This window comes from Rhizobium favelukesii (assembly GCF_000577275.2).
GTDB lineage: Bacteria > Pseudomonadota > Alphaproteobacteria > Rhizobiales > Rhizobiaceae > Rhizobium > Rhizobium favelukesii.
The window spans coordinates 1,283,687-1,309,193 of the sequence record NZ_HG916852.1 but is presented as its reverse complement, the minus strand read 5'-3'; the positions used below and the strand labels follow the sequence as shown (position 1 = coordinate 1,309,193).

The window sequence follows — 25,507 nt, the reverse complement described above, 5'->3', positions numbered from 1 at the left end:
GGGAGGTGCCCCATGGGCAAGACTGTACGATTGACGATGGCGCAGGCGGTTGCGCATTTCCTCAAGAAGCAGATGACCATCGTCGACGGCAAGAAGGTGCCGATCTTCGGTGGCGTCTGGGCGATCTTCGGGCACGGCAACGTTGCCGGCATCGGCGAAGCGCTCTATCAGGTGCGCGGTGAACTGCCGACCTTTCGCGCCCACAACGAGCAAGGCATGGCGCATGCGGCCATCGCATATGCCAAAGCGAGTTTCCGCCAGCGATTCATGGCGTGCACCACCTCCATCGGCCCCGGCGCACTCAACATGGTGACGGCTGCCGGTGTCGCGCACGTCAATCGCATTCCTGTTCTCTTCCTGCCGGGCGACGTCTTCGCCAACCGCGCGCCGGATCCGGTGCTGCAGCAGATCGAGGATTTTGGCGACGGTACAGTGTCGGCCAACGACGCCTTCCGCCCGGTTTCGCGATATTTCGATCGGATCACGCGGCCGGAACAGATCATCGCGGCGCTGAAGCGTGCCATGCAGGTGCTGACCGATCCGCTGGATTGCGGCCCGGTTACGCTGTCTCTTTGCCAGGACGTGCAGGCGGAAGCTTTCGATTATCCAGAGAGCTTCTTTGAGGAACGCGTCTGGACGACGCGCCGTCCGCGCCCGGATGCCGATGAGCTGGCGAATGCGATTGCGCTCATCAAGAAATCCGAAAAGCCGGTCATCATCGCTGGCGGCGGCGTCCTCTACTCGCAGGCGACCAAGGAACTGACCGCCTTCGCCGAGGAGCACCGCATTCCGGTCGTCGTCACGCAGGCCGGAAAGTCGGCGATCGACGAGCGGCATCCGCTGGCGCTTGGCTCGGTTGGTGTCACCGGCACATCGGCAGCCAATGCGATTGCCGTCGAAACGGACCTGATCATCGCGGTCGGAACACGCTGCCAGGACTTCACGACCGGTTCGTGGGCGCTCTTCCAGAACGAGAAGCTGAATATTCTCGGCCTGAACATCGCCGCCTACGATGCCGCGAAGCACGACGGCCAGACGTTGGTGGCCGACGCCCGCGAAGGCCTGAAGGCCGTGTCGAGCGGCCTCGCCGGCTGGAAGGCACCGGCTGCATTGGCGCAGAAGGCAGAACGGGAAAAGCAGGTCTGGATGGAGGCAGCCGCCAAGGCGATGGCGAGCACCAATGCCGCCCTGCCCTCCGATGCCCAGGTGATCGGCGCGGTTACACGCTCGATTGATCTCGAAAAGGCCATCGGCCTCTGCGCAGCGGGCGGTTTGCCGGGCGAGATGCACAAGCTCTGGCCGGCGACCGCACCGGGCAGCTACCATATGGAGTACGGCTTCTCCTGCATGGGCTACGAGATCGCCGGCGGCCTTGGCGCCAAGATGGCGCATCCCGAAAAGGAAGTGTTCGTCCTCGTCGGCGACGGCTCCTACATGATGCTGAATTCCGAGCTGGCGACATCGGTCATGCTCGGCCTGAAGCTCAACATTGTCCTGCTCGACAATCGCGGCTACGGGTGCATCAACCGCCTGCAGATGGCAACCGGGGGTGCGAACTTCAACAACCTTCTGAAGGACGCGCACTACGAAGTGATGCCGGAGATCGATTTCCGGGGCCATGCCGAGAGCATGGGGGCCGTTGCCGTGAAGGTCGCGTCGATCGCCGAGCTCGAGAAGGCAATCGCCGACTCGAAGAGGAACGACCGCACATCGGTCTTCGTCATCGACACCGACCCGCTGATCACCACGGAAGCCGGCGGCTACTGGTGGGATGTTGCCGTCCCCGAAGTCAGCCCGCGCGAGCAGGTCAACAAGGCGCGCAAGGCCTACGTCGAAGCGCGCGCCGCCCAGCGTATCAGCTAGTTGATTGTTGTCGTTTTTCGGAAGAGCGATTGCCGTTCCTCAGAAAATGCGTTTAAGGAGAATATTGATGAAGGCCAAACTTGGCATGTCGCCCATCGCGTGGTGGAACGACGACCTTCCTGAGCTCAGCGACGATGTATCCCTTGAGGAATGCCTGCGCCAATCGCGCAGTGCGGGCTTTACCGGCATGGAACAGGGCCGCCGCTTCCCCAACGATCCCAGGGAGATGCTGCCCATTCTACGCGCCGCCGACGTGACGCTTTGCGGCGGCTGGTTCTCGGGCACTTTGGTCGACGAGGAACTTGCCGCCAACAAGGACCGCATCGCTCCGATGATCGAGCTGTTCAAAGCGGTCAATGCGCCCTGCATCGTCTATGGCGAAACCGGCCGCTCCATCCAGGGCGACCGTTCCAAGCCGCTGGCGACCAAGCCGCGCCTCTCCGACGACGAGATGAAGGCCTATGCGCGCCGCGTCACCCAGTTCGGGGAATGGTGTGCCGATGAGGGCATGCCGCTCTCCTATCACCATCATATGGCCGCCGTGGTCGAAACCGAGCCGGAACTCGACGCCTTCATGCGCAATTCGGGCCAAGGCATCCCGCTGTTGCTCGATGCTGGGCACCTGGCCTTTGCCGGCGGCGACGTGTTGCGCGCCATAGACAATCACCACGCCCGCATCAACCACGTTCATGTCAAGGACATCCGCAAGCCCGTGGTGGACGGGTTGGACCGCAGCCGGCAGTCCTTCCTTGATGCGGTGGCGCTCGGCGCTTTCACGGTGCCGGGCGACGGCTCGCTCGATTTCGGCGCCATCGTCCAGCGGCTGGCCGATCACGGCTACGAGGGATGGTTCGTCGTCGAGGCCGAACAGGATCCGCGCAGGGCTCCGCCGCAGAAAATGGCCGAGATTGGCCACGCCGAATTGATGCGCGTCATGACCGCCGCCGGTTACACGGTGGAAACCGAAGGCTTCCCCAAGGAATAGCGCGCCGTCCGCGACAGGTGTGGCCAATTGCATTTCTGCTCCTCCCACGACCCCTCCCGCAACGCGGAGGGGTCGAGGACAAGAAAGCCAGATCATCAAGGAGTACCACGAATGCCAAACCTCAAGGTGAAACCGTCGGGCGCGCACGGCCGCGTTACTCATGTCACGCCGGAAAATGCCGGCTGGACCTATGTCGGCTTCGACATGCATCGGTTGAAACCGAATGAAACCGTTTCGGGAGAAACGGGCGAACGCGAGGTTTGCCTCGTCTGGGTCAGCGGCAAGGGCAAGGCCAAGGCCGGCACCAAGGATTTCGGCACGCTGGGCGAGCGCATGAGCCCCTTCGATGGTGCACCGCATGCGCTCTATATTCCGATGGAATCCGCGTGGTCGGTGACGGCCGAGACGGACCTCGAACTCGCGGTCTGCTCTGCTCCGGGCGGCGGCACCTACGAGGCGAAAGCGATTCCGCCCGGCACCCACCCGGCGCTGACGCGCGGCAAGGGCACCAATGTGCGCCACGTCAACAACATTATGCCCGAAGACGACGCCTCGGCGTATTCACTGCTTGTCGTCGAAGTCATCACGCCGGGCGGGCACACGTCGAGCTACCCGCCGCACAAGCACGATCAGGACGATCTTCCCAACGAGAGTTTGCTGGAAGAGACCTACTATCACCGCCTCAACCCGCCGCAGGGCTTCGGCTTCCAGCGCGTCTACACCGACGACCGATCGCTGGACGAAGTGATGGTGCTCGAGGACGGCGACGTGACGCTGGTGCCGAAAGGCTACCATCCTTGCGCGGCCTGCTACGGCTATGACCTCTACTATCTGAACGTCATGGCTGGGCCAAAGCGCATCTGGAAGTTCTACAATGCGCCGGAACACGAGTGGCTGCTGAAAGCCTAAGCGAGATGACGATCGCTAAATAATCTGACAGCGCCGCAAAGGCGCTGATGGTTCAATTCCTCCATCAGCATCAACGGATGGAGGATTGCCATGCCACACCCGACCGAGACACTGCCCCTTCACAGGTCCTTTTCAAAGCAAACGTTCGGGCCATGGTTGGTCGCGACGCTTCTCGGCCTGATCCGGTGGAGCGCGCGCAAGCTGGGCGAACGTCGGGATCGTAATGCGCTGCTGGAGCTTTCCGACGAACAGCTGAAAGATATCGGCCTCTCCCGTGGTCAGACCGAAAGCGATGTCCATATCTACAGCCGGCATTCGTCTAGCAATCGCAATGATTGTGGTTAGCATTGGATAGGCCGATGATGCTGCCCGGTCCGAGAAGGTAATGAAGCTGATGTCGCAATTCTCGACCGCCCTGCTGCTGAGGACGAAAACGATCGCGATTCGCGATGTCGTCTGCAGCGGCGAGTGCCGCCACAAAAGTGATGAAGAATGCGCGCACAAGACCAGCTTGGTTTATCCCTATCGCGGTGTCTTCATGCGCCATGCCGGACGTAACGACACCGTCGCGGAAGCCAATCAGGTGCTGTTCTTCAATGCTTCGCAAGGCTACTGGATCAGCCATCCCGTCGAGGGCGGGGATGCCTGCCTCGATCTTGCGATCGATGAGGCGCTGTTGGCAGAACTTGCCCCCAAAGAGCAGTTGCAATCCTCCATTCCGGTCTCCTTCCATCGCCAGCGGCGACGCATCGACCCGCGCGCGCAAGCGCTCGTTGCGCTGCTTCGCCATGGTCTGCATCGAGGCGCCGCCGAAACCCTGGAGGCGGAGACATTGGTTCTCACGTTGGTGCGACGTTCGCTCGGGGAGCGGACGTCGCACGCCGCAGGCGCAAGCGTCGGCCGTCAGAAACTCGTCGACCGCGCGAAGCTTGTGCTCTCTTCCGATCTTTCGCGACGCTGGACGCTCAGCGATATCGCGGCAGAGGTTGGCGTCTCCCCGGTCTATCTCACCCAGGTCTTCCAGCAAGTGGAGGCGACGCCGCTCTATCGCTACCAGTTGCGGCTGCGCCTTGCCCGTGCGCTCGATCTGCTCGGCAGGTACGAGGATCTGACGGCGCTCGGGCTCGATCTTGGCTTCTCCAGCCACAGCCATTTCACATCGTCCTTCAGGCAGGCCTTCGGCCAGACGCCAGCGGAATTCCAGCGCGCAGCGCGCTTGCGGGCATGATCGCTAAAGATTTCGACAGCGGTCCTGTGGGTGGAATGCTCTGATGGCATCGTCCCAAGCCGGGACGGCAAACGGAGGATAATCCCATGAAGAAGACCACATGTGCCGCCTGCGACTGTGAACTCGGCCCCGACACCATCAGCGTGAAACTCGGCGGAAAAACCGTCGAGGTTTGCTGTCAGGAATGTGCTGAGGCCTTGAAGGAGGCCTCGGCAGCCGCAAGCATCGCGCGCGGCAAAGACTAGGTGCCTCACCAGATGTCGAGCACGAGATGCGGAACGCCGTTCGACGTCTTGCGCGGCGATACGCCGTTGCCGTCGATCTGTGCATTGATGCGCTGACGGAAGGCGGAAAAGCTCTCGAAGGTCACGACATTCACCGGTTCGTCGAAGTGGATGGTGATCTTGTGGAGCCCGCCTCCCGGCTGCCCCGCAAGCGCGAGCACCTTGCCGGTGAACGGCTGGTTCAGATAGCGGCCGTTCACCAGGGAGCCGACGGAGATGGCGGAGATTGGCTCCTCGTTCCGCCGAGTGGCGAGCGCGGAGAGCGTATTCCAGTCGCGCACGCCGTGCTGCTGGGCAACGAGCTCGAGCACGGCGCTGTGAGAGATCGCAGTGCCGCGTGTTTCCATGGCCTGGCGAAGGCGTTTGGCTTGCGATTTCAATTCTTCGATTGTCGGATATGCAGTGGTCACGGATTCAGCCTTTCGGAAGGCATGCCATTTCGACCTGTACAAGGGAGCTCGCATTGCCTGCAGTCAGCATGCACCAAATTGGCTGTGACTGGTCTTGTCGAGGACTTCACCATGGACTTGTCGTCCGCGAGCGGCCGGAGCCTCGAGCCACGCCCGATATGCTTGAAGGACGGCGGGCTGTCAAGCGGCGCCTAAACCTCAGCCCCGCCCATCCCTGCCCAACAATGACGCATTCTGCTCTTCAGACAGGCATAAGCTTCGGATTGTAGGGAGATTATTCAGAAGTTGTCAGCAATCTTGCGCTAATCTCGAAACCTACAACAAGCGGAGGCTACCATGGCCTTTCAGATGCACCTCGACACAGAGCACCCGCAGCCCGAGCAGGCTTACCGGGAATTTGCGCTCGACCGCCCCGGCAAGATCATCTTCGTCGGGCATCACCTCAGCACGGGAACGCAGGTCCGCTGCCTGATCCGCACCATCACGCTTGCTGGCGCAGTGCTGGAGGTCAATCCGAACCTCGAGGTCCCGAACCACTTCTTCCTCGAGATCCTCGGCATCCATGACGAGATCGGCTCGACGGTGGTCAAGCGCGAGGGCGACCTTGTGACGATCAGCTTCAACATGTTGATCAATCCGGAATTCCTGCATCACGTCTTGAGGCTGAACTTCGAAACGTAGCCTCCATCCGGCCCGCTCTCACACTTCGCCTGCAAAAGCGCGGCCTTTCTCGCGGCACTGCGCCTTGCGGCCCGCCAGGCGATGAGCCGAACGATCAGTTGAAGGTCCTGCCATTCCAGCCCTTCAAGCGGGTCGGCGAACCGATCCCCTTGAACTTTCCGACCACAATCTTGAAACGCATTCCAGAGAGCCACCCAGTTGAGATCCATTGCTTCAGCCTCCATCTATTGCTGGAGTGACTGAGCTAAGTCGTCCGGTGCTCTTGATGTAGACGCACAGGAGAAAGGGGGTTTTCATCCATGAAGGATGCGAGTTGGGACGATCTGCAACTGTTCTTTCATGTCGCGACCGGCGGCGGGCTTTCGGCTGCTGCAACGCAAACCGGCCTCAGCGCGCCTACGATCGGCCGTCGCATGCTGGCACTGGAGCGTGCGACGGGACGCGCGCTCTTCAGCCGCGGCCCGACAGGATACTTGCTGGCCAAGGACGGCGTTGCGCTCCTCGAGCGGGTGCGCTTGATGCAGGAAGCGGCCCAGTCCATTGCGGATTGGCGGGGCGAAGTCCTGACGTATCCCATCGTCTCAATGGCTGCGGACAGCTGGACATCACGCTTTATCGCTTCCCGCCTTGCCAACGTCTGGACCCCGAAGGACGCTTTTCGCATGTGCTACAAGACTTGCGATGCCGGCGTCGACTTCACCTATCGCGAGGGGCACATCGCCATACGCCATAGCCGCCCCGACAGCGGCAATGTCGCCATCCGCCGATCCGTTACGGTTGCACACGCCGTTTACCAGGCACGCAGCTTCGACGATCGCAACCGCAACTGGATTTCACTCGGCACCGACATCGCCACGACGCCAGCCGACAAGTGGACATTCGAGCAACCGGATTATTGGATCACAGGCTGGACGAATACGCCGCATATGCTCTTTTATCTGATCCGCGGCGGTGCCGGACGCGGGGTATTGCCGTGCTTCATCGGAGATGCCGATCAGAGCCTCGTTCGCGCCGGCCCGCTCATCGATGAACTGACTTATGAGATGTGGGTCACTGCTCACGACGACGAGCGGCAGCGCCCGGAAGTGCGCACAGTCATTGATCGACTCGTAGCGCTCTTTTTTGAAAACGAGGCGCTTTTCGCAGGGGGTGCGCCAGGGGCATAGAACCCGCAGCACCGGTAAAACCCACCTTGTACGATATTGCGTCAAGCGGCCAGATGCCGCTCTATCTGGTCAACCGGCAGATTGATATAATCCTTGGGCACCTCAGCCGAAATCGCAGCCTGAACATCGGCCGTCAGATTGCCGCGTAGCGTGCCGAGTGCCTTTGGCGGCGCAACCAGAATGATGCGACGCGCGTTCTTTTCGCGCACCAGTTCATCCATCTTTGCGGCAACCTGCTTCAGAAACGCGGCTTCGGCCTGCTCGTGCCAATCCGTTTGCTCCACAGCACTAGCGCTCTGGCCATTGGCGGCGTGGGTTCGACCCGGTTTGTCGGTGCCTATTTCGCGGTCCGGTTCATTAGGCTGGCTCAAGATTTCCTCAACCTTGAGGTTCATCAATTCCACATCGCCTGCGTTCCGCAGGATCAATGCCTTGGCACCATCGCAAACGACCACCCACGATTTCGACGGAACTCTGACATCAACCATTGTGATTTCCTCGCTTTACAATTTTGGAGCGCCGGACGTCTCCGACAATTAGGCAAACGTGCGGGCCGGCAAAGAGTTCGATGACATTTCGCGACAATCGCGGTGCTTGGCGATCCAATCGGCGTTCGGCACGTAAAGGGGATATAGTCAGAAGGGCTGCGTGCGGGCAGAAAAAGGCCGCATCGCTAAAATTGTATTTTCTTCTTTGACAATTGCGCAAAGCATTCGTGTGAGGCTCCAATCGAAGAGGACCGAGATCACCTTGGTTCAAGGGAGACACGCGGGATGTCGATGCTTCGCGCCACACACCTTGCGACCGTGAAATCCGCGGTTTACGAGACGCGTTGGGAACAATTCACCGTAAGGCGCCCAGCCCGGATCGTCGCGGTGCGACCCTGCCTTACGGGTATCTCCATTCGCAGTGCGGAGATCGTCGATATCTCGCGCGGTGGCGCCACGTTTATCGTGTCATCGACCGCAGGCCTGCCGAAGCACTACTACCTCAATATTCTTGGCCTTGCCTATCGGATCGGTTGCGCCGAAGTCTATCGCAACAACGAACGGATCGGCGTCCGGTTCATCAATACGATCGAGCCCGAAGTTCTGCGTCGAGTCGTTCGCGCCGACTTCATGAGCGGCAATGTGGAAGCTATCGAGGCTCGCGGATCCGTGCGCATGTAAATCGCCTGGACCTGGGAATAATGTTTCTTGCCTTGGCGGCAGCAGGGCCTATTGTCGGTCCGATTTTTCACAGCATCCAGGAAATTGCCCCAGCATGTCCGCCTTCTCGCGCTTCACGCCGCTTGCTAGCGCCCTCCCCTCCACCGTTCCTTTCGTCGGCCCAGAAGCGATCGAGCGTCAGCGCGGCCTCCAGGTCAAGGCGCGCATCGGCGCCAACGAGAATGGCTTCGGCCCTGCCCCGTCGGTGCTCGCCGCCATGCGTGAGCAGGCTGGCGAGATATGGAAATACAACGATCCTGAAAACTACGTGCTCAGGGAAGCACTTGCCAACCATCTCGGCGTCGCAATCGGGTCTGTCGCGATCGGCGGCGGCATCGACGAACTGCTCGGCCAGATCGTACGGCTCGTGATCGAGCCGGGGGCACCTGTCGTGACATCGCTCGGTGGCTATCCAACCTTCAATTTCCACGTTACCGGCTTCGGCGGGCGGCTCGTCACCGTGCCTTACGCGAGCGACCGCGAGGATCTTGACGGCCTCCTTGAGGCCGTCAAGCGCGAGAACGCGCCTCTGGTCTATTTCGCCAATCCGGACAATCCGATGGGAAGCTGGTGGGATGGCGAAAGCATCGTCGCATTTGCTCGTGCGCTGCCCGAAACCACGATGCTCATCCTCGACGAGGCCTACAGCGAAACCGGGCCGGCCGGATCTCTGCCCTCGATCGACGCACTGATCGAGCTGCCCAACATCGTGCGCACGCGCACCTTCTCGAAAGCCTACGGCCTCGCCGGCGCCAGGGTCGGTTACGTCATTTCGACACCTGGTACGGCGCGCGCTTTCGACAAGATCCGCAATCATTTCGGGATGAACCGGCTGGCAACGGTCGCTGCGCTGGCCGCACTCAAGGATCAGGCCTATCTCGCCGAGGTGGTTGCCAATATCCACGGCGCGCGTGACCGGATCGCCGGTATTGCTAAGGCTAACGACCTGCTTCCGCTCGCCTCCGCGACGAATTTCGTTGCGATCGATTCCGGACGCGACGGCACCTATGCCCGTGCCATCGTCGATGGCCTGATGCAGTATGGCGTCTTCATCCGCATGCCGGGTGTGGCTCCGCTCAATCGCTGCATCCGCGTCAGCGTCGGACCGGAGGCCGACATGGCGCTTTTCGAGGAAGCATTGCCGCAGGTGCTCAAGGCGCTGGGTTAATGCAAAGAACCGCGCCGGCCTTGTTCCTGCCGGTCGCGGTTGCTGCCGTTCGTTGCATCGGCTCCGTCCAAAGCGCCTGCCTACCCCTCTTTTGAGGTTGTTATTGGTTTCGCCCGCGCTGGCGGGCAGACGGTGCTCAGTGGATCGTCATCCATTCGCGAGCAGCACGTAGCGCCTCTACGAGCTGCATCTTGTCCATGCTTGCAGCAACGTCGGCGCGAAGCTCCGCGGCGCGGTCGTTGCCCTTGATCGCCGCGATATTCAGCCACTTGTGAGCGGCGACCAGATCGACGGCGCAGCCGCGGCCGGTCGCATACATCAGACCCATTTCGCAGAAGATGTCGGCGTTGTTCTCGCCACCCATGGTGGCCATTTCAGCATTGTGCATTTCAAAGCGTGCCATCGGTTTATCCCTGTTTAGCCTGTTGTCGACTTGCCCTGTTTTACCTTTGGGACCCTGCCGTCTATCGCGGCTTTAGAACCCTTCGGTTCGGCGGGTTTGCCCCGCTCGTTTGATGGCTCCACTATGCCAAGGGGCTTTCAAAAAACGCCTAAAATGCATGATTAATTTGAGACAAACAAAGTGCAAATGCTTGGTAAAATTGGATTTTTGTTAAACATCGGGATCCCTGCAGATTAAGGATTTTCGACACAATTTTACGGAATATTAAGATCTGAAAATCAACCTTCCGTTCACCACGAAATCACTACCAGTTGCGTGAAGTGGAAGATTTCGAAGCTTTTGCATTGCGAAAAACCGTTGCCACGAATGGCGAAAAATACATTTACGTTTACGTTCGCGTCATATATTTTCGCGCCTGGACATTAGCTCGACTTTGTACATTATGCAGCGAAGCAAAGTGCTTGTGTCATCCGCTTGAGGCGGCTTGGTTGAGTTTCAGGAATGTCCGGGTCTGGCGGGTGCTGTCGATAAATATCCTGATCCCACAGGATCATGCGAACCGCACCGATGGCATCGGAGAAGGTGAACTCTGTTTTCTTGTACCAGGCGGCGGCATAGGGAAGGACGCCATGACCGAGCAGATCGCATGCCCAGAGTGTGACGAGGCTGTAGAGCGCCAGCAGCGACGGGGTCGTGCGCATGATGGCTTTGTCGTTCCACTGCCGTTGGGTTTCCACGCCAAGATGCGCTCGCGTTTCGGCGAAGGTGACCTCGATCTGCCAGCGCCGAACGAAATAGGCAATGATCTGAGCGGGCTCAAGGTTGACGTTGGTGCTCATGAACGCCTGGGGTTCACGACGGCCTGATGGATCGCGAACGAGAACCCAGCGAATTGGTCTTGGGGGCGTTCCACGCCGATACCAGAGGCCGGTTCCTGATGTGACATCAAGGGTTTTGTCGGTTTGCTTGCCGTACCAGGACGATGCGACGATGCGCTGCCACTCGGTCTTTGCGTCTTTGAGGAGCGTTTTCAGTTTCGGCAATGGCCTGCCTTTTTGCGCCGGTCGCCCGAGCGTATGTTCGTGCCGTTGATCTGGTGGAGCAAAGAGACTGGCATCCAGACGCAACCGCGTGATGAGAGTGGCCGTGTCGGGAAGAGCCGCAGCCAGTGTATGAACGGCAAAGCTGCTATCGCCGACAAAGATGATTTCGCGGCCCGGCAGCCAGCGGCAAAGCTGCAAGACGCCTTGCCTTGCCCAATCAGTCAGCAGCTTGTGCTTTCGGCCCTTCTTCTGATCATGGCGCTCAGAGGGACACAGGATCGTCAGCACCGGCAGGGCTTTAATACATTTTGCCCATGGGACAGGTGAAAGAACCATGAAGCTCAACCATCTCAAGCCGCTGGCTTTGACAAAGTGGCCATGGCTGGAGCGCACCGGGTCACGATAAATTCCACGCGCGGCGATGCGTTGGCCCCAACGCCGTTCGATTGTATCATCCATGCCAATCACGACAGGGCCCTCGGGCACGAGCCGGGCAACAATGATGGACAGCAGACGGGCCGCCAACGTGCGAGGGTTCCAGCGGGCTCGGTTGAGGAGTTGATGATAGGCGGCAAAATTACTTACCTCCGCGCGTCCGGTGATGCGCAGGCAGGCCGTCACCGTTCGCTTGCCAGGCGAAAGGAGCGCACCCATCACCAGGACCAGCAGATGCTCCCAGCTTGGCGCGGTAAACCAGAAACGAAACGGCGACAGCCATTTGCGAAGGATGTGGGGGACCGCGTCTCCCGGCTCACGGCTACAATCATGTTGTTCGCTCATCCATTCGTTCGAATCCGATCAAACGAATGGCGCAAGGCCGGGACCCTGCGGCGAATTGATTCACCCAGGGCTGCTCAGATGCCCCCGAAATCACCACCGATTTTGTACAAAGTCGAGATTAGGAGGAACGAATGATCCGCACACTTATTCTCGCTGGCGCATTGGTGCTTGCCGCCGGGGCAGCCTCTGCAGACGAGCCGATCGTCGGCAACTGGAAGACGGCTGCGGGCGATACGGCCCATATTGCATCGTGCGGCGGCAGCTACTGCATCGTGCTGAAGTCAGGCAAGTATGCCGGCAAGAAGATTGGAACGCTCGCAGGAAGCGGCGTCACCTATACCGGCCAGATCACGGATCCGGCCAACGACAAGACCTACAGCGGATCGGGCAACGTTCTCGGAAATTCGCTGAAGATGAAGGGGTGCGTCCTCAACGTGCTCTGCAAATCGCAGACCTGGACCCGCCTGTAAAAAAAACGAACCGGAAAGAGAAGCGCCTGGAAACCGACCGGGCGCTTTTCTGCATTCGGTGTCAGCGGGCGCGCTGATTGAAGAGTATCTTCTGTGCTTCCTTGTCCTCGGCAAGGTTGCTGCGTTCGCGCTCTTCCTTGCCGATCGCCGTGCCACGGATTACGGCCGGACGCCCCATCATCGTCTCGAACCAGCGCTTCAGGTTGGGAAACTCGTTGAGGTCCTGTCCCTGCTTCTCGTAAGGAATGACCCAGCCGATGCAGGCCATGTCGGCGATCGAATAGTCGCCGGCGAGATAGTCGCGCTCTGCCAACCGCGTGTTCATCACGCCGTATAGGCGGTTTACTTCATTGGTATAGCGCTTGATACCGTATTCGATCTTCTCCGGCGCATAACCGCGGAAGTGATGCGCCTGGCCCGCCATCGGGCCCAATCCGCCCACCTGCCAGAAAAGCCACTCCTCGATCTGGACGCGTGTGCGCTCGTCCGAAGAATAGAACTTCCCAAATTTGCGGCCGAGATACTGCAGGATGGCGCCCGACTCGAACACGGAGATCGGTTCACGGCCAGGACCATCCGGATCGATGATCGCGGGCATGCGGTTGTTCGGGGCGATCTTTAAGAATTCCGGCGCGAATTGCTCGCCCCGGCCGATATTGATGTACTTGACCTCGTAGGGAACGCCGAGTTCCTCGAGCATGATACTGATCTTCCAGCCATTTGGCGTCGGCCAATAATAAAGCTCAATCGGTGCCGTCATGAAAATCTCCTTTGCGGGACTAAAGAGATAAGCAGCGCCCGCCGCGCTTCAAGCTGCCCGGCTTCCTGAACGCCTGATGAACCGGGATCTCAGCACCGGTTCAGCCACAACGTGGCAAAACTGTCTCAACGCTAAGGCGATACCGGGGCAGAGTCATGGATATGCTCATTTTGGCAAGACGTTTCACCATCATCACACTGTTTGCGGCGGTCTTCGCCGTCAGCTTCTCGGCAGTTGTCAGCCGCAATGCGGGCGGCGGTGCGCAGTCTCATTTCGGAGCCAACTACACCTGCTTCGACGCCACCAGCCCATTCTGCAGGACAAGCCGCTAGTCCATCGGCGCGGCGGCACATCGCCGCGCCCAAATCCGTGCAATCCCCTCCGACGCGTCGTTTGCTTGTTAAAAACAACACTCTATAATGGCGCATGAGCAAACGAATCTCTTCCCCCCTCGACATTTCGTCCCCGTCACCTTTCGTTCCGCAAACCTTTGACGATCCGGTCAAGGCTGTCGACGTGCTGACGGAACTCTACGAGCGCAACACCACCTTCCTGATTGAGAGCTTCGCCAGGCTCGCCAAGGGCGCGCCGATCACATCGCGCTATCGCGCCTTCTATCCGCAGGTGAGCATCGAGACGACGAGTTACGGCCACATCGATACCCGCCTGTCCTACGGCCATGTTACTGCTCCGGGCGTCTACACGACGACGATCACGCGGCCGCAGCTTTTCCGGCACTATCTGAAGCAGCAGCTTGGCCTGCTGATGAAAAATCATGACGTGCCGGTCGTCGTCTCTGAATCGACGACGCCTATTCCGCTGCATTTTGCTTTCGGAGAGGGCGCGCATGTCGAGGCATCAGCCGCAGCCTTCCTGGACATTCCGATGCGCGATCTCTTCGACACGCCGGACCTGAATACGACGGACGACGAAATCGCCAACGGCGAATACATCCCGCCGCCGGGTGAACCTTCACCGCTTGCGGCCTTTACGGCCCAGCGCATCGACTATTCGTTCGCCCGTCTTGCGCACTACACGGCAACCGGCGCGCAGCACTTCCAGAATTTCGTGCTGTTTACGAACTACCAGTTCTACATCGACGAATTCTGCCTCTGGGCACGCAAGCTGATGGCAGAAGGGGGCGATGGCTATACTGCCTTCGTCGAGCCTGGCAACATCATCACGCATGCCGGCTCCAGTCACCCCGAGACCGACGTTACGCTTGCACGCCTGCCGCAAATGCCTGCCTACCACCTGAAAAAGAAGGGGCATGCCGGTATTACCATGATCAACATCGGCGTCGGCCCGTCCAACGCCAAGACGATCACCGACCACGTGGCCGTGCTTCGTCCGCATGCCTGGCTGATGCTCGGCCATTGCGCTGGTCTGCGCAACAGCCAACGCCTGGGCGATTATGTCCTGGCACACGCCTATATGCGCGAAGACCATGTCCTGGACGACGATCTGCCCGTCTGGGTGCCGATTCCGGCGCTTGCGGAAGTGCAGGTAGCGCTGGAGGGTGCGGTCGCCGAGGTCACCGGCTATGAAGGCTTCGAGTTGAAGCGCATCATGCGCACCGGCACGGTCGGCACGATCGACAACCGGAATTGGGAGTTGCGCGACCAGCGCGGCCCGGTCAGACGCCTGTCCCAGGCACGCGCCATTGCGCTCGACATGGAGTCGGCGACGATTGCAGCGAACGGCTTTCGCTTCCGCGTACCCTACGGCACTTTGCTCTGCGTATCGGACAAACCGCTGCATGGCGAATTGAAGCTGCCGGGCATGGCGACTGCATTCTACAGGACGCAGGTCAACCAGCACCTGCAGATTGGCATCCGTGCGATCCAGAAGCTCGCGGCAATGCCGCCGGAAACGCTGCATTCACGCAAGCTCAGGAGCTTCTTCGAAACGGCCTTTCAATAGGCCGTTTTCCTTATTGGCGTGTGGCGGCAACCGCGTTGGTGGCGAGCTGACGCTCATAGCGCTCGCCGGCCGTATCCAGCGCTAGGATAGAGATCGCGAAAAGGGCAGCGACCGCAGCGAGCCGGGTGATCATGGCCCGCGTCGTTGGCAGGTCCGTATCGACCCGATGATGCTGCCTGTCCCGTTGGCGACTTGCCCGGATGCAGTTCGCCAGCACAATCTCGAAAAGACTCATCGTCGTCACTCCATGTTGTTGACGACACTTGGTCGAAGCCAGCCTCCTCGTTTCGACGCAAACTTCCGCAAAAAGATTTTCTCGCATCCTGTCGAAATCGCCCTAGGCTGATCGTCCAATGATTATTGGCACCAGGGAGAGCGAACGATGAAATATCTCTGCCAGGTCTGGTTCGAGCCTGCGACGCTTGAAGCCATGACCGATGAGGAGAAAGGGAGCCTCGACAGGGCGTCCCTCGCCTACGATGATGATCTGATCGCTAGCGGCCACATGGTCACCGCGCACGCGCTGCAATCGCCGAAGAATGCCGTGACCGTCCGCGTTCGCAACGATGAAATGTCGGTGACGGACGGCCCTTTTGCGGAAACAAAGGAGCAACTCGGCGGCTTCATTCTCATCGACGCGAAAGATCTCAACGATGCCATTCGCGTTGCGGCCGGCATCCCGCTCGCGAAGCTGGGGTCGATCGAAGTCCGGCCGATCTACGATATTCGGGTCCACAATTGAGAGAGCCGTCATGAAGTATCTCTGCCAGATCTGGTTCGACACCGAGAAGAGCAAGCTCGTACCGCAAGAAGAGTGGGATGTGCTGACGCAAGAGTGCATCGCAAGCGACGATCATTGGCGGGACCGCGGCGTCCTGCAGGCCGCGCTTGCGCTGCAAGCTCCCGAGGCGGCGGTAACCCTGCGCGTGAGGCAGGGCATCACCACGGCAACCGACGGTCCCTTCGCCGAGATCAAGGAACACCTGGGCGGCTTCGTGCTGATCGAAGCCGCCGACATGGAAAAAGCCAAGGCGGTTGTCTCGACGTTCCCCATACTGAAGTACGCCTCGGTCGAAATACGCCCGGCCTATTCGATCAAAGACGGGAGATAATGCGATGCGCTATGTTTGCTTGATCTACAATTCGGCCGACGTTGACGGTCGACAGACCGCGGCCGAAACCGAGGCCGTCGTTCGCGCTCATTTCAGCTTCGACGAAGAGTTGCGCGATCGTCGCACGCTGATCCATGCCGACGCTCTCGAGACGCCTGATAAGGCTGTCGTCCTGCGAGTGCGCAACAATGAGCTCAGTATGACGGACGGCCCCTATGTCGAGACGAAGGAGCATCTGGCCGGCGTGTATGTTATCGATGCCTCCGACATGGATGAGGCGAAGGCAATCGCCGCTGCAATTCCGTGCGCCAAAATTGGCGCGGTGGAGGTCCGCCCGGTGCGGATATTGACACGACCGGAGTGAGTTTTGGAACGCCTGATCGAGGATATCTACCGATCGCAATCTCGCCGGGTGCTTGCGACGCTCATCCGTCTCCTCGGCGACTTCGACAGGGCCGAAGAAGCCCTGCATGACGCGTTTGCCGCGGCCGCGCGGACATGGCCACGCGATGGCGTTCCGGCCAATCCCTTCGGCTGGCTCGTTTCCGCGGGACGATTTCGTGCGATCGATCACATCAGACGCCGGTCGCGGTTCGATATGTCTGCGAAGGACATCGAGGAAAGTCTGTACGGCTCTTTCGACGAAACGGAGATCGGCGACGTGGACTTGATCGAAGACGACATGCTCCGGCTGATCTTCACATGCTGCCATCCGGTCATACCGGCTGATGCGCAGATGGCGATGGCGCTCCGGGAGATATGCGGGCTTACGACGGAGGAGATCGCTCGCGCGTTTCTTGTCCCTGCTCCGACTGTGGCACAACGTATCGTGCGTGCGAAGAACAAGATCCGCACAGCGAAAGTTCCCTATGAGGTCCCTGAGCGCGACGAATTGCCGGAGCGGCTCGACCGGGTGCTGCATGTCATCTACCTGGTCTTCAACGAGGGCTATTCCGCCTCTTCCGGCAACGAGGTGATCCGCACGGATCTGACCTCGGAAGCGATCCGGCTCACACGGCTGCTCGCGCGCCTCCTGCCGCATCCTGACGTCTCGGGACTGCTTGCCCTGCTACTTCTGCAGGACTCGCGTCGCGTCGCCAGGCGAAGCTCGGAGGGAGGTCTCATTCTCCTTGCCGATCAGGATCGCAGGCTTTGGGATCGTGAAAAGATTAGCGAAGGCCTTCAACGCCTCGACGGCGCCATGCGAAATGGTGAGGTTGGTGTCTACACGCTACAGGCAGCCATCGCCGCGGAGCATGCGCGGGCTGAGACGCCTGTGGAAACGGACTGGCGGCGCATCGTCGGTTACTACGATCTCTTGCTTTCCGCTCAGTCGTCGCCGATTGCCGAGCTTAATAGAGCAGTCGCAGTGGCGATGGTGGAGGGAGCAGAAACGGGATTGCAACTCGTTGACGCGATCCTGCAGACGGGAGAACTGGAGAGCTACCATCTTGCGCATTCCGCCCGCGCCGATTTTCTGCGGCAGCTGGGGCGGAAGGCAGATGCGATTGCGGCCTACGAGGCAGCCTTGCGGCTGTGCCAGCAGGCGCCGGAGCGAGCATTTCTGAGCAAACGAATCTCAGAGCTTTCGACGGCGGCCGAGCGGCAGTGAGATTGCCGTGCCTGTCAGGGCCGAAACGATGATCAGCAGGTGCGCATTGATGCTTGCCTGTGCCAAAGCAGCGAGGGCGGTCTTTTCGCTCGATGCGCCAAGGGCCATGGCACCGGCGGCTATGCCGGCCGGATAAGTACCCACGCCACCCGGCGCATGCACCGGAAGCACCGAGGAGAGTTCGCCGCCAAGCGCCCCGCCGAAGCTTGCAGCCATCGGCAAAACACCCATGAGGTTGAGCGCCCAGGCGAGCACGAGAACCTTGACGAGCCAGTTGATGACAGTCATCGCCCAGGCGCGCGTGAAGGCGGCTGCATCAACTGGGAGCCCCCTCTCGATCTCGACCACAAGCTTCTGCGCCTTGGCCGGTAGAAGCCTGCTGGCAAGCCGTAACAAGGGTTGCCTGAGCGCAAAAGCGACCACAGGCAGTGACAGGAAAGCCGTCCAGACAACCCATGCGATGATCTTGTACTGTGACGCGATCGCAAAGCCGATACCGGCGGCAGCCAGCAAGGCGTGTAGATCGAGCAGGCGCATAACGAGGAGCGCAGACGTGCCGCGCGCCAGCGGGATACCGAACTCGGTACGCATCAAGACCGGAAAGCTGGTCTCCCCGGTTCGAAACGGCAGCATGATGTTCAGGAGGTTGTGGATCTGCGTAACGCGGAAGAGCACCTTGAAGCGACCGGCGGTCTCGCGCGGAAAGTAGTCATAGATGCGCCAGGTCCTGAGAAAGTAGGTGCTAGTGAGTAAAATCAGGGCGCCAATAACCGGGATTGCACCCACGTCAGCCCGTTGCCCGAGAATGACCGGCCAGCCCCAGAACCACTGGATGAAAAGCGCATAAACAGCCACGATTACGATCGTCAACAGCGTCATCCGATTGCGGACAAACCAAGATTGTCGGCTGGCATCAACCGGAAACTTCATATAGTAGGCTTTCCTGACTATCGCGGCGAAAGCCGCCTGTGGCCGTGCGCCTTGTAGGAGAAATCAAACGTGCAGACAACGGTAGACTCGCGTCAAGGTCTCGTGGAAGCGATGCGGCCGGTCGAATTGTCGCTGGTAGTGCCTGTCTTCAACGAGGAAGAGAGCGTCGGCCCACTTATCGATCGTATCTGCTTGGCCATGGCAGGTTATCCCGACCACTGGGAGCTTATCCTGATCGACGATGGCAGCACGGACGCGACGCTGGCAAATGCGCGCAAGCATATCGGCCGTGAGGGACTTGTCCTGAGGATTGTCGAACTGCAGCGCAACTTCGGCCAGACCGCCGCGATGCAGGCAGGCATCGACGCCGCGACAGGGCGGTTGATCGCCACGATGGACGGCGACTTACAGAACGACCCGAAAGATATTCCGTCCATGGTTGGCGAACTCGAGCGCCGCCAGCTCGATCTTCTGGTGGGCTGGCGCAGGAACCGACAGGACGGTCTCTTGCTGCGCAAGATCCCGTCGTGGTGCGCCAACTACCTGATCGGGCGCATTACCGGCGTGAAGCTGCACGACTATGGCTGCAGCCTGAAAATCTACCGTGCCTCGATCATCAAGCAGGTGAAGCTGATGGGCGAAATGCACCGCTTCATCCCCGCCTGGGTCGCCGGCGTCGTGCCGAGCTCGCGCATCGGCGAGATGGTCGTCACCCACCATGCCCGTCAGCACGGACAGTCGAAGTACGGCATCTCGCGCACCTTCCGTGTCATCCTTGATCTGCTCTCGGTCATGTTCTTCATGCGCTACAAGGCACGGCCCGGCCACTTTTTCGGGTCGCTCGGCCTTGGCCTTGGTGCAATCTCCGCGCTGATCATGTTGTATCTGTTCGTCGACAAGTTCATCTTGGGCAACGATATCGGCACCCGCCCGATGCTGATGGTCGGCATCGTCTTTATGCTTTCCTCGGTCCAACTGATCACGACCGGCATTCTCGCCGAGATGATCGCCCGCACCTACTACCGTGACGATACCTCGCCGAACTATATCGTCCGCCAAGTCTTCGACGGAAGTGAGAATGCGTAATCTTTTGGCTCGCAAGCCGGACACCGTTGTCCTGCTGCTGGCGGCATATTTTGTCGTCGCGTTAGTCGTTCGCCTGCTCGTGCCAAACGGTTTGCGGGTGGATGAATCCCAGCAGGCGTTCTTCTCGCAATGGCTCGTGGCCGGCTACGACACCCAGCCGCCGCTCTACAACTGGTTCCAGGCGATGGTCGTGTCCGTCTTCGGACTGTCGATCGCAACGATTGCCGCAGCCAAGAATCTGGTCCTTTTTCTTCTTTTTCTGAGCTACTACAAGCTCGCAAAACTTGTACTCGATGACCGGGTGTTTGCTGCCATCGCGACGCTATCGCTGTTCACGATTCCACAGGTTTTCTGGCAAGCACAAAGGGACCTGACCCATACGGTCGCCCAGATGCTGATGATCAACCTGCTTATCTACAGCATCATCAAGACGCTGAAGGCGCCTTCGCTGTTCTCCTACGTGATGATCGGCGCGACGCTCGGCCTCGGCATGCTGTCGAAGTACAATTTTAGCCTCGTCGCGTCTGGGGCACTTATTGCGGTGCTCCTGCATCCGGAGGGCCTGAAGCGGTTGCTCGACCGACGCTTCCTGATGTCATTGGCTATTGCGGTCGTGATCTTTCTACCGCATGGCCTTTGGCTACTCGACAATGTCAGCCTAGCGGCAACCCGCACATTGAATACAATGGCGCAAGAAGCGCCAAGCGGCGCATTCGCGAAACTGATCAAGGGGCCGACCGAATTTTTCGGGCAGGTCCTCGTGATCATCGCGCCTCTCGTCGCAGTTTATACGATCATATTCGGCAGGAAGTTTCTCCGCAATCTGAGGCCGACAACCGTCTGGGCTCACTTTTTCGACACGATATTCCTGGCGATTGGTCTGCAGGTTCTGCTGCTGGTTTTCGCCATCGGCATAACATCCATGCGCGACCGATGGGTGCTACCCTTCCTGTTCCTGATGCCGATCGCATTTTGCCTGAAGATGCAGGCGCGTGGGATTCGAGCCGAGGATTTCGCGAAGCGCTTCTTTGTCGTGCCGCTTGCCGTGATGATCGTTGCGCCGTCGCTGGTCTTCGTACGCGCGAACGTGCCGACGCTTTTCGGCCGACCGGAGGCCTATAATGCGCCTTACGAGCAGTTCGTCAGCAAGATTCTTGCCGAGGAAGGCAAGCGCCCAGGGCTCGTGTTAACCGATGGCTGGGTCGCGTCCGGCAACATGCATCTACAACTGCCGGACGTTCCGACACTTTGCACGTTTTTCGGTAATCTGGAGGTCGACTACGAGTGGAGCGCTGAGAAGCCAATCTTGGCCGTTTGGCTTACCTCCCAAGAGGCTTCGGCTTTGCAGCCGGATTTGGCTGCATGGGTACAGAAAAATCTCGGCCCGCAATACTCCGCCGTGGCGGTGAAACACATGAGCGTCGGTTATGTTCGCGGGCGAGCGGAAGACCAGCGTCTCTTCAGTTACGCATGGATCTATCCACGCGAGCTGAGCTAGGCGCACGGTTCTAGTTCCGCAGTTCTTTCCATGCAGCGCCAAGCGCGATCTTTACGATACGCGCCATCTCATCCACCTCCTCGCGTGTAATAACAAGTGGCGGTGAAGCCAGCATCCGATCTCCAGTAGCGCGCAGAACTAGTCCGTTTGCGAGTGCGTTATTGCGCACCAGTGCGCCGACCGCATCCGGCTTTTCGAAGCGCGTGCGGCTTGCCTTGTCGGTGGTCAATTGAAGCGCTCCCATAAGGCCGACGCTTACGGCCTCTCCAACGAGATCGTGTTCGCCAAGCGCGCCCCAGACCTTGCCAAAGTACGGACCGATGTCGTCACGAACGCGTTCGACGAGCTTTTCGTCCTCGATGATACGGAGATTTTCGAGCGCTGCGGCGGCGCAAACGGGGTGACCGGAATAGGTAAAGCCGTGATTGAAGTCCCCGACCTCGTTGATCAGAACGTGAGCGATGCGGTCGCTGACGAGCACACCACCGATCGGGAGGTAGCCCGATGAAAGCCCTTTGGCTATCGGTGCAAAATCTGGTTCGACGCCGTAGTACTGGTGGCCGAACCATTCCCCGAGACGGCCGAAGCCGCAGATGACCTCATCGCAGACAAGCAGGATGTTGCGGGACTTGCAGATGCGGGCGATCTCCGGCCAGTAGGTTGCGGGCGGGATGATGACACCCGCGGCCCCCTGAATCGGCTCCGCCACAAACGCCGAGACATTCTCTTCGCCGAGTTCGTCGATCTTGGCCTCCAATTCACGTGCGACCTTCACACCGAACTCGGCCGGAGACAACTCACCGCCCTCGCCGTACCAGTAAGGTTGTCCGATGTGCTCGATGCCCGGTATCGGCAGGTCGCCCTGCTCATGCATATACTTCATGCCGCCGAGGCTGGCGCCGGCAACCGTCGAGCCGTGGTAACCGTTTTTCCGGGCAATCACGATCTTCTTCGAAGGCTTGCCGACCGCGCTCCAATAGACGCGCGCCATACGGAACCATGTGTCGTTTGCCTCGGAGCCGGAGCCGGTGAAAAAGACGTGGTTGAAGTGCGGCCCTGCATGGGAGGTGACCTTCTCCGCAAGTAGCGTGGCCGGCGTCGTCGTCGTGCCGAAGAAGGTATTGTAATAGGGCAGCTCATTCATCTGCCGGGCAACGGCGTCGGCAATCTCCTTGCGTCCATAGCCGACGTTGACGCACCACAGCCCGGCAAAGCCATCTAGATACCGCTTGCCCTGACTGTCCCAGATGTAGACGCCCTCGCCACGCTGAATGATACGGGTGCCGTCAGCATTCAGCTTCCCCATGTCGGAGAACGGATGCAGGTGGTGTGCCGCGTCGATGGCGGCGAGATTGGAGCGCGCGTAAGTATCGGACATAATTTGCAAATCACCTTCAGAGATTGAAAGCCTCTTCCCAATAGGCTACGACCTTGGCCTTCTCCGCGAGGATTTTCAAGATCATGGCAGACGACAAGCTTCACGGCACAGCAGCGGGCGGCAACCCGCGCGTCGAGCTCCTGCTCGTCGGCATGAATGGCGACCTGCGCGGGAAGCAGATTCCGCTCGACGCGCAAAAGAAAATCTGGGCCGGCGAAGTGCGCCTGCCCTCCTCGACACAGTCGCTCGATATTTGGGGGGACGACAACGACGACATCACCGGCCTTTCGCTTTCCGTCGGCGATCCCGATGGCAATTGCATTGCGGACGAGCGCAGCCTGGCTCCGATGCCATGGGCGCCCGAGGGTTCGATGCAGGTGCTTGCAACCATGCACGAGTTCGATGGCACGCCGAGCTTCATGGATCCCCGAGCTATCCTTGCATCCGTGCTGAAGCGGTATGAAGCGCGCGGTCTGACGCCAGTCGTCGCGACCGAACTCGAATTCTACGTCGTCGAACCGGATTGGCGCGAGACCGGCCGGCCTTCGCCGCCTGTCAATCTCACTTATCGAGGCGACCCGAACGGCTTCCAGCTCTATGACATGAGCGCGGTCGATGCGCTCGATGACTATCTGCAGACCGTGCGCGCCTATGCGAAGGCGCAAGGGCTACCGGCAGATGCGACGACGGCGGAATTCGGCCCCGGACAGTTCGAGATCAACTTGCTGCATCGCCCCGACGCCCTCGCCGCCGCAGACGACTGCATCTATCTGAAGCGTATTGTGGAACAGGCGGCGCGCAAGCACGGATTGAAATCGACCTGCATGGCCAAACCCTACTCCGATCATGCCGGTTCGGGCCTTCACGTGCACGCCAGCGTCATCGACAAGGATGGAAGCAATATTCTCGATGCAAAAGGCGACGAACCGCGAAAGCTGAAATCTGTCTGCGCCGGCCTGCTTCAAACCATGCGGGATGCGCAACTCGTCTTCGCGCCCTTCGCTAACTCCTATCGCCGCTTCCAGCCCGGCTCGTTCGCCCCCGTCGACCTGACCTGGGGCTACGGTCACCGTGGCACAGCTGTCCGCATACCCGATCTGAATGGCCCGGCCGCTCGGGTTGAACACCGCGTGGCCGGAGCTGACGCAAACCCCTATCTGCTGCTTGCTGCCATTCTCGCGGGCATGCTGCTCGGCATCGATTCCGAGCTCGACTCCGGCGAGGAGACGACACCTTCATACACGCCCGAAGACACGACGCAACTGACCCACGATTTCCTGACGGCGGTCGACGCTTTCAGCGCCTCCCCGTTCATCGCAGACACATTCGGAAAGCGCTACCAGAAGCTCTACGGCGACACGAAGCGCAAGGAAGCCATCACCTACCTACGCACAGTCTCGGATTTCGACTACCGCACGTACCTGCCGCGCCTGTAGTCTCCACATATCGTCGATCAATGCTCGACGATGAGACCATGCTGACGTGCGCCTGATCGGACCTGGAAATCCCGCGACATAACAACGCCTGGATTGCTAGGGAGCGACTTCGCGCCGCTCGGCTTCGTCAATCTGCGCCGCAAGTCCTTGCTGGACCAAAACCTTGAGTTCGCCGGGATGCAATTTCAACGCAACGTCCCGCTCCAGCGGACGCAACTCGCCATCCATCACGCAATTCGCCTTTGAATGCAGCTTCGGAAAGTGCAAATGTACTTGCGCCGGATGCATGATCATCACGTCCGCATTCTCCCTCACCTTGCCTCTCAAGAGGTCGATCGCCAGGCGTGCGACGCCGAGCGGTTTCAGCGGCTTAGCGGTATAGAAGCCCAGTTCGCCGCCAGTGAGGCTGTCTGCATAAAGCAAGGCATTCTGGCCGAAAGGGTTGTTCGAAACCGAGACTGCGGAAACGCGGCGGCGCTCGTAAACGCCCGCGGCTTCAAAGTCGACCTCGAATTCGGGCGGATTGAGCACGACACCGAAGGCGGCACGCGCGCTTGCTCCGATCTTTCCGAGACGCGAGCGGTATGTGTAGGAGTTTCGATAGCGAACCATGCGCGCATGGAGCCCGGCCGAGAATTGATGAATGAAGGGCCGGCCGTTGGCGCTGGCTATATCGACGTGATCGACTTCGCCAAAAGCGAGTGTCTCAAGCGCCTGCCAGATGTCGAGGGGAACGCGCAAGGAACGGGCGAAAAGGTTCATTGTACCGGCCGGCACGACGCCAAGTGCAATACCGTTCTTCCAAGCTATGGACGCAGCCGCCGAGATCGTCCCGTCGCCGCCGCCGGCGACGATGCCGTCGATGTCGTCACGGCGGGCCGCCCGCTCCATGGCAGGCACGATCTCCTTACCGGAGAAGACGATTGCATTGAAATCGTGGCCTGCCTCCCTGAAGACCGCTTCGGCCCGGCTTTCATAGGCTTCCATATCGGTGGTTCTGAACGTCCCGCCATCGCGATTGAAAAAGCCAATAAGTTTCATATGGTTCCTGTTATCCGCAGCAAGAGGTGACAACCTGTCCCGCGCTGCTAAGAGATGGTTCTTGCACCCGCGATTTCAAGCTGAAACGCGCTTCGCGAACTTCAGGAGCGGCGGCAGGGCCACCAAATTTGCA

Annotated in this window: 28 protein-coding genes and 1 pseudogene; 20 read left to right on the top strand and 9 right to left on the bottom strand. The window is 59.8% G+C overall.

Features of this window, described 5'->3' with window-relative positions; genetic code table 11:
* The first annotated feature begins 12 nt into the window (after nucleotides 1-12).
* The 6 genes and pseudogenes from iolD to LPU83_RS73010 all read left to right on the top strand — a co-directional run bounded on the left by iolD (nucleotide 13) and on the right by LPU83_RS73010 (nucleotide 5,230).
* Entirely contained in the window at nucleotides 13-1,863 is a 1,851-nt protein-coding gene (iolD, locus tag LPU83_RS44820; RefSeq protein ID WP_024313709.1) for a 3D-(3,5/4)-trihydroxycyclohexane-1,2-dione acylhydrolase (decyclizing), read from the top strand.
* Nucleotides 1,864-1,930: 67 nt separating this feature from the next.
* Nucleotides 1,931-2,848 carry a myo-inosose-2 dehydratase gene (gene iolE, locus LPU83_RS44815; protein WP_024313710.1) on the top strand — a complete coding sequence of 306 codons (918 nt, stop codon included), beginning with the start codon at nucleotides 1,931-1,933 and terminating at the stop codon, nucleotides 2,846-2,848.
* Nucleotides 2,849-2,959: 111 nt separating this feature from the next.
* Nucleotides 2,960-3,757, top strand: coding sequence for a 5-deoxy-glucuronate isomerase (gene iolB / locus LPU83_RS44810; protein ID WP_024313711.1), 798 nt, complete (start codon nucleotides 2,960-2,962; stop codon nucleotides 3,755-3,757).
* 183 nt (nucleotides 3,758-3,940) lie between these two features.
* Nucleotides 3,941-4,102 (top strand): annotated as a pseudogene (locus tag LPU83_RS44805) (DUF1127 domain-containing protein); the annotation flags it as partial.
* 49 nt (nucleotides 4,103-4,151) lie between these two features.
* Nucleotides 4,152-4,985 carry a helix-turn-helix transcriptional regulator gene (locus LPU83_RS44800; RefSeq protein ID WP_024313712.1) on the top strand — a complete coding sequence of 278 codons (834 nt, stop codon included), beginning with the start codon at nucleotides 4,152-4,154 and terminating at the stop codon, nucleotides 4,983-4,985.
* An 86-nt stretch (nucleotides 4,986-5,071) separates the two neighbouring features.
* Nucleotides 5,072-5,230, top strand: coding sequence for a hypothetical protein (locus LPU83_RS73010; RefSeq protein WP_167546202.1), 159 nt, complete (start codon nucleotides 5,072-5,074; stop codon nucleotides 5,228-5,230).
* Between the two features lie 5 nt (nucleotides 5,231-5,235).
* On the opposite strand, the gene LPU83_RS44795 is transcribed toward LPU83_RS73010, so the two are convergent.
* Nucleotides 5,236-5,679: a glyoxalase superfamily protein gene (locus LPU83_RS44795; protein WP_024313713.1), complete on the bottom strand. Its 444-nt coding sequence runs from the start codon at nucleotides 5,677-5,679 to the stop codon at nucleotides 5,236-5,238.
* A gap of 348 nt (nucleotides 5,680-6,027) precedes the next feature.
* Between LPU83_RS44795 and LPU83_RS44790 the strand changes: the two genes are divergently transcribed.
* Together LPU83_RS44790 and LPU83_RS44785 are read left to right on the top strand one after the other, a co-directional pair.
* The gene (locus tag LPU83_RS44790; RefSeq protein ID WP_024313714.1) at nucleotides 6,028-6,360 is read left to right on the top strand and encodes a hypothetical protein; all 333 of its coding nucleotides are present in this window, start codon (nucleotides 6,028-6,030) and stop codon (nucleotides 6,358-6,360) included.
* A gap of 299 nt (nucleotides 6,361-6,659) precedes the next feature.
* Nucleotides 6,660-7,526 carry a LysR family transcriptional regulator gene (locus tag LPU83_RS44785; RefSeq protein WP_024313716.1) on the top strand — a complete coding sequence of 289 codons (867 nt, stop codon included), beginning with the start codon at nucleotides 6,660-6,662 and terminating at the stop codon, nucleotides 7,524-7,526.
* Nucleotides 7,527-7,567: 41 nt separating this feature from the next.
* Here LPU83_RS44785 and LPU83_RS44780 read toward each other — a convergent pair whose 3' ends face one another.
* Nucleotides 7,568-8,014 (bottom strand): baeRF12 domain-containing protein, encoded by a 447-nt coding sequence (locus LPU83_RS44780; protein WP_024313717.1) that lies wholly within the window; start codon nucleotides 8,012-8,014, stop codon nucleotides 7,568-7,570.
* A gap of 285 nt (nucleotides 8,015-8,299) precedes the next feature.
* On the opposite strand from LPU83_RS44780, the gene LPU83_RS44775 reads away from it, so the two are divergent.
* Nucleotides 8,300-8,695 (top strand): hypothetical protein, encoded by a 396-nt coding sequence (locus LPU83_RS44775; protein WP_024313718.1) that lies wholly within the window; start codon nucleotides 8,300-8,302, stop codon nucleotides 8,693-8,695.
* A gap of 94 nt (nucleotides 8,696-8,789) precedes the next feature.
* Nucleotides 8,790-9,902 (top strand): pyridoxal phosphate-dependent aminotransferase, encoded by a 1,113-nt coding sequence (locus LPU83_RS44770; protein ID WP_024313719.1) that lies wholly within the window; start codon nucleotides 8,790-8,792, stop codon nucleotides 9,900-9,902.
* Between the two features lie 136 nt (nucleotides 9,903-10,038).
* Here the strand turns inward: LPU83_RS44770 and LPU83_RS44765 are convergent, their stop codons facing one another.
* Together LPU83_RS44765 and LPU83_RS44760 are read right to left on the bottom strand one after the other, a co-directional pair.
* Nucleotides 10,039-10,305 carry a sel1 repeat family protein gene (locus tag LPU83_RS44765; protein WP_024313720.1) on the bottom strand — a complete coding sequence of 89 codons (267 nt, stop codon included), beginning with the start codon at nucleotides 10,303-10,305 and terminating at the stop codon, nucleotides 10,039-10,041.
* 440 nt (nucleotides 10,306-10,745) lie between these two features.
* A complete protein-coding gene (locus LPU83_RS44760; protein ID WP_037068948.1) occupies nucleotides 10,746-12,128 on the bottom strand; it encodes an IS701 family transposase in 1,383 nt (460 codons plus the stop codon).
* A gap of 131 nt (nucleotides 12,129-12,259) precedes the next feature.
* On the opposite strand from LPU83_RS44760, the gene LPU83_RS44755 reads away from it, so the two are divergent.
* Nucleotides 12,260-12,598, top strand: a complete 339-nt coding sequence (locus LPU83_RS44755) for a DUF2147 domain-containing protein (RefSeq protein ID WP_024313721.1) — start codon at nucleotides 12,260-12,262, stop codon at nucleotides 12,596-12,598.
* Between the two features lie 61 nt (nucleotides 12,599-12,659).
* Here the strand turns inward: LPU83_RS44755 and LPU83_RS44750 are convergent, their stop codons facing one another.
* A complete protein-coding gene (locus LPU83_RS44750) occupies nucleotides 12,660-13,358 on the bottom strand; it encodes a glutathione S-transferase N-terminal domain-containing protein (RefSeq protein ID WP_024313722.1) in 699 nt (232 codons plus the stop codon).
* Between the two features lie 155 nt (nucleotides 13,359-13,513).
* Here LPU83_RS44750 and LPU83_RS73005 point away from each other — a divergent pair, with 155 nt between their 5' ends.
* Nucleotides 13,514-13,690, top strand: coding sequence for a hypothetical protein (locus LPU83_RS73005; RefSeq protein ID WP_167546201.1), 177 nt, complete (start codon nucleotides 13,514-13,516; stop codon nucleotides 13,688-13,690).
* A 94-nt stretch (nucleotides 13,691-13,784) separates the two neighbouring features.
* Entirely contained in the window at nucleotides 13,785-15,281 is a 1,497-nt protein-coding gene (gene amn / locus LPU83_RS44745) for an AMP nucleosidase (protein ID WP_024313723.1), read from the top strand.
* 10 nt (nucleotides 15,282-15,291) lie between these two features.
* Here amn and LPU83_RS44740 read toward each other — a convergent pair whose 3' ends face one another.
* Nucleotides 15,292-15,516, bottom strand: coding sequence for a hypothetical protein (locus LPU83_RS44740; protein WP_024313724.1), 225 nt, complete (start codon nucleotides 15,514-15,516; stop codon nucleotides 15,292-15,294).
* A 147-nt stretch (nucleotides 15,517-15,663) separates the two neighbouring features.
* On the opposite strand from LPU83_RS44740, the gene LPU83_RS44735 reads away from it, so the two are divergent.
* From LPU83_RS44735 to LPU83_RS44720, 4 genes are read left to right on the top strand one after another with little or no spacing between them, the layout of a single operon-like run.
* Entirely contained in the window at nucleotides 15,664-16,023 is a 360-nt protein-coding gene (locus LPU83_RS44735) for a YciI family protein (RefSeq protein ID WP_024313725.1), read from the top strand.
* A 10-nt stretch (nucleotides 16,024-16,033) separates the two neighbouring features.
* Entirely contained in the window at nucleotides 16,034-16,393 is a 360-nt protein-coding gene (locus tag LPU83_RS44730) for a YciI family protein (protein WP_024313726.1), read from the top strand.
* Nucleotides 16,394-16,397: 4 nt separating this feature from the next.
* Nucleotides 16,398-16,757, top strand: coding sequence for a YciI family protein (locus tag LPU83_RS44725; protein WP_024313727.1), 360 nt, complete (start codon nucleotides 16,398-16,400; stop codon nucleotides 16,755-16,757).
* Nucleotides 16,758-16,760: 3 nt separating this feature from the next.
* Nucleotides 16,761-18,005: an RNA polymerase sigma factor gene (locus LPU83_RS44720; RefSeq protein WP_024313728.1), complete on the top strand. Its 1,245-nt coding sequence runs from the start codon at nucleotides 16,761-16,763 to the stop codon at nucleotides 18,003-18,005.
* On the opposite strand, the gene LPU83_RS44715 is transcribed toward LPU83_RS44720, so the two are convergent.
* Entirely contained in the window at nucleotides 17,973-18,935 is a 963-nt protein-coding gene (locus tag LPU83_RS44715; protein WP_024313729.1) for a lysylphosphatidylglycerol synthase domain-containing protein, read from the bottom strand. The two genes, LPU83_RS44720 and LPU83_RS44715, sit on opposite strands and share 33 nt — an antisense overlap.
* 69 nt (nucleotides 18,936-19,004) lie before the next feature.
* On the opposite strand from LPU83_RS44715, the gene LPU83_RS44710 reads away from it, so the two are divergent.
* Together LPU83_RS44710 and LPU83_RS44705 are read left to right on the top strand one after the other, a co-directional pair.
* Complete coding sequence (locus LPU83_RS44710; protein ID WP_024313730.1) at nucleotides 19,005-20,021, top strand: glycosyltransferase family 2 protein; 1,017 nt, start codon at nucleotides 19,005-19,007, stop codon at nucleotides 20,019-20,021.
* On the top strand, nucleotides 20,014-21,519 hold the full coding sequence (locus LPU83_RS44705) for a glycosyltransferase family 39 protein (protein WP_024313731.1): 1,506 nt from the start codon (nucleotides 20,014-20,016) through the stop codon (nucleotides 21,517-21,519). The genes LPU83_RS44710 and LPU83_RS44705 overlap by 8 nt, the downstream gene beginning before the upstream one ends.
* 10 nt (nucleotides 21,520-21,529) lie before the next feature.
* On the opposite strand, the gene LPU83_RS44700 is transcribed toward LPU83_RS44705, so the two are convergent.
* A complete protein-coding gene (locus tag LPU83_RS44700; protein ID WP_024313732.1) occupies nucleotides 21,530-22,897 on the bottom strand; it encodes an aspartate aminotransferase family protein in 1,368 nt (455 codons plus the stop codon).
* A 53-nt stretch (nucleotides 22,898-22,950) separates the two neighbouring features.
* Here LPU83_RS44700 and LPU83_RS44695 point away from each other — a divergent pair, with 53 nt between their 5' ends.
* Nucleotides 22,951-24,333 carry a glutamine synthetase family protein gene (locus tag LPU83_RS44695; protein WP_024313733.1) on the top strand — a complete coding sequence of 461 codons (1,383 nt, stop codon included), beginning with the start codon at nucleotides 22,951-22,953 and terminating at the stop codon, nucleotides 24,331-24,333.
* A 96-nt stretch (nucleotides 24,334-24,429) separates the two neighbouring features.
* On the opposite strand, the gene LPU83_RS44690 is transcribed toward LPU83_RS44695, so the two are convergent.
* Complete coding sequence (locus LPU83_RS44690) at nucleotides 24,430-25,374, bottom strand: diacylglycerol/lipid kinase family protein (RefSeq protein WP_024313734.1); 945 nt, start codon at nucleotides 25,372-25,374, stop codon at nucleotides 24,430-24,432.
* Between the last annotated feature and the right edge of the window lie 133 nt (nucleotides 25,375-25,507).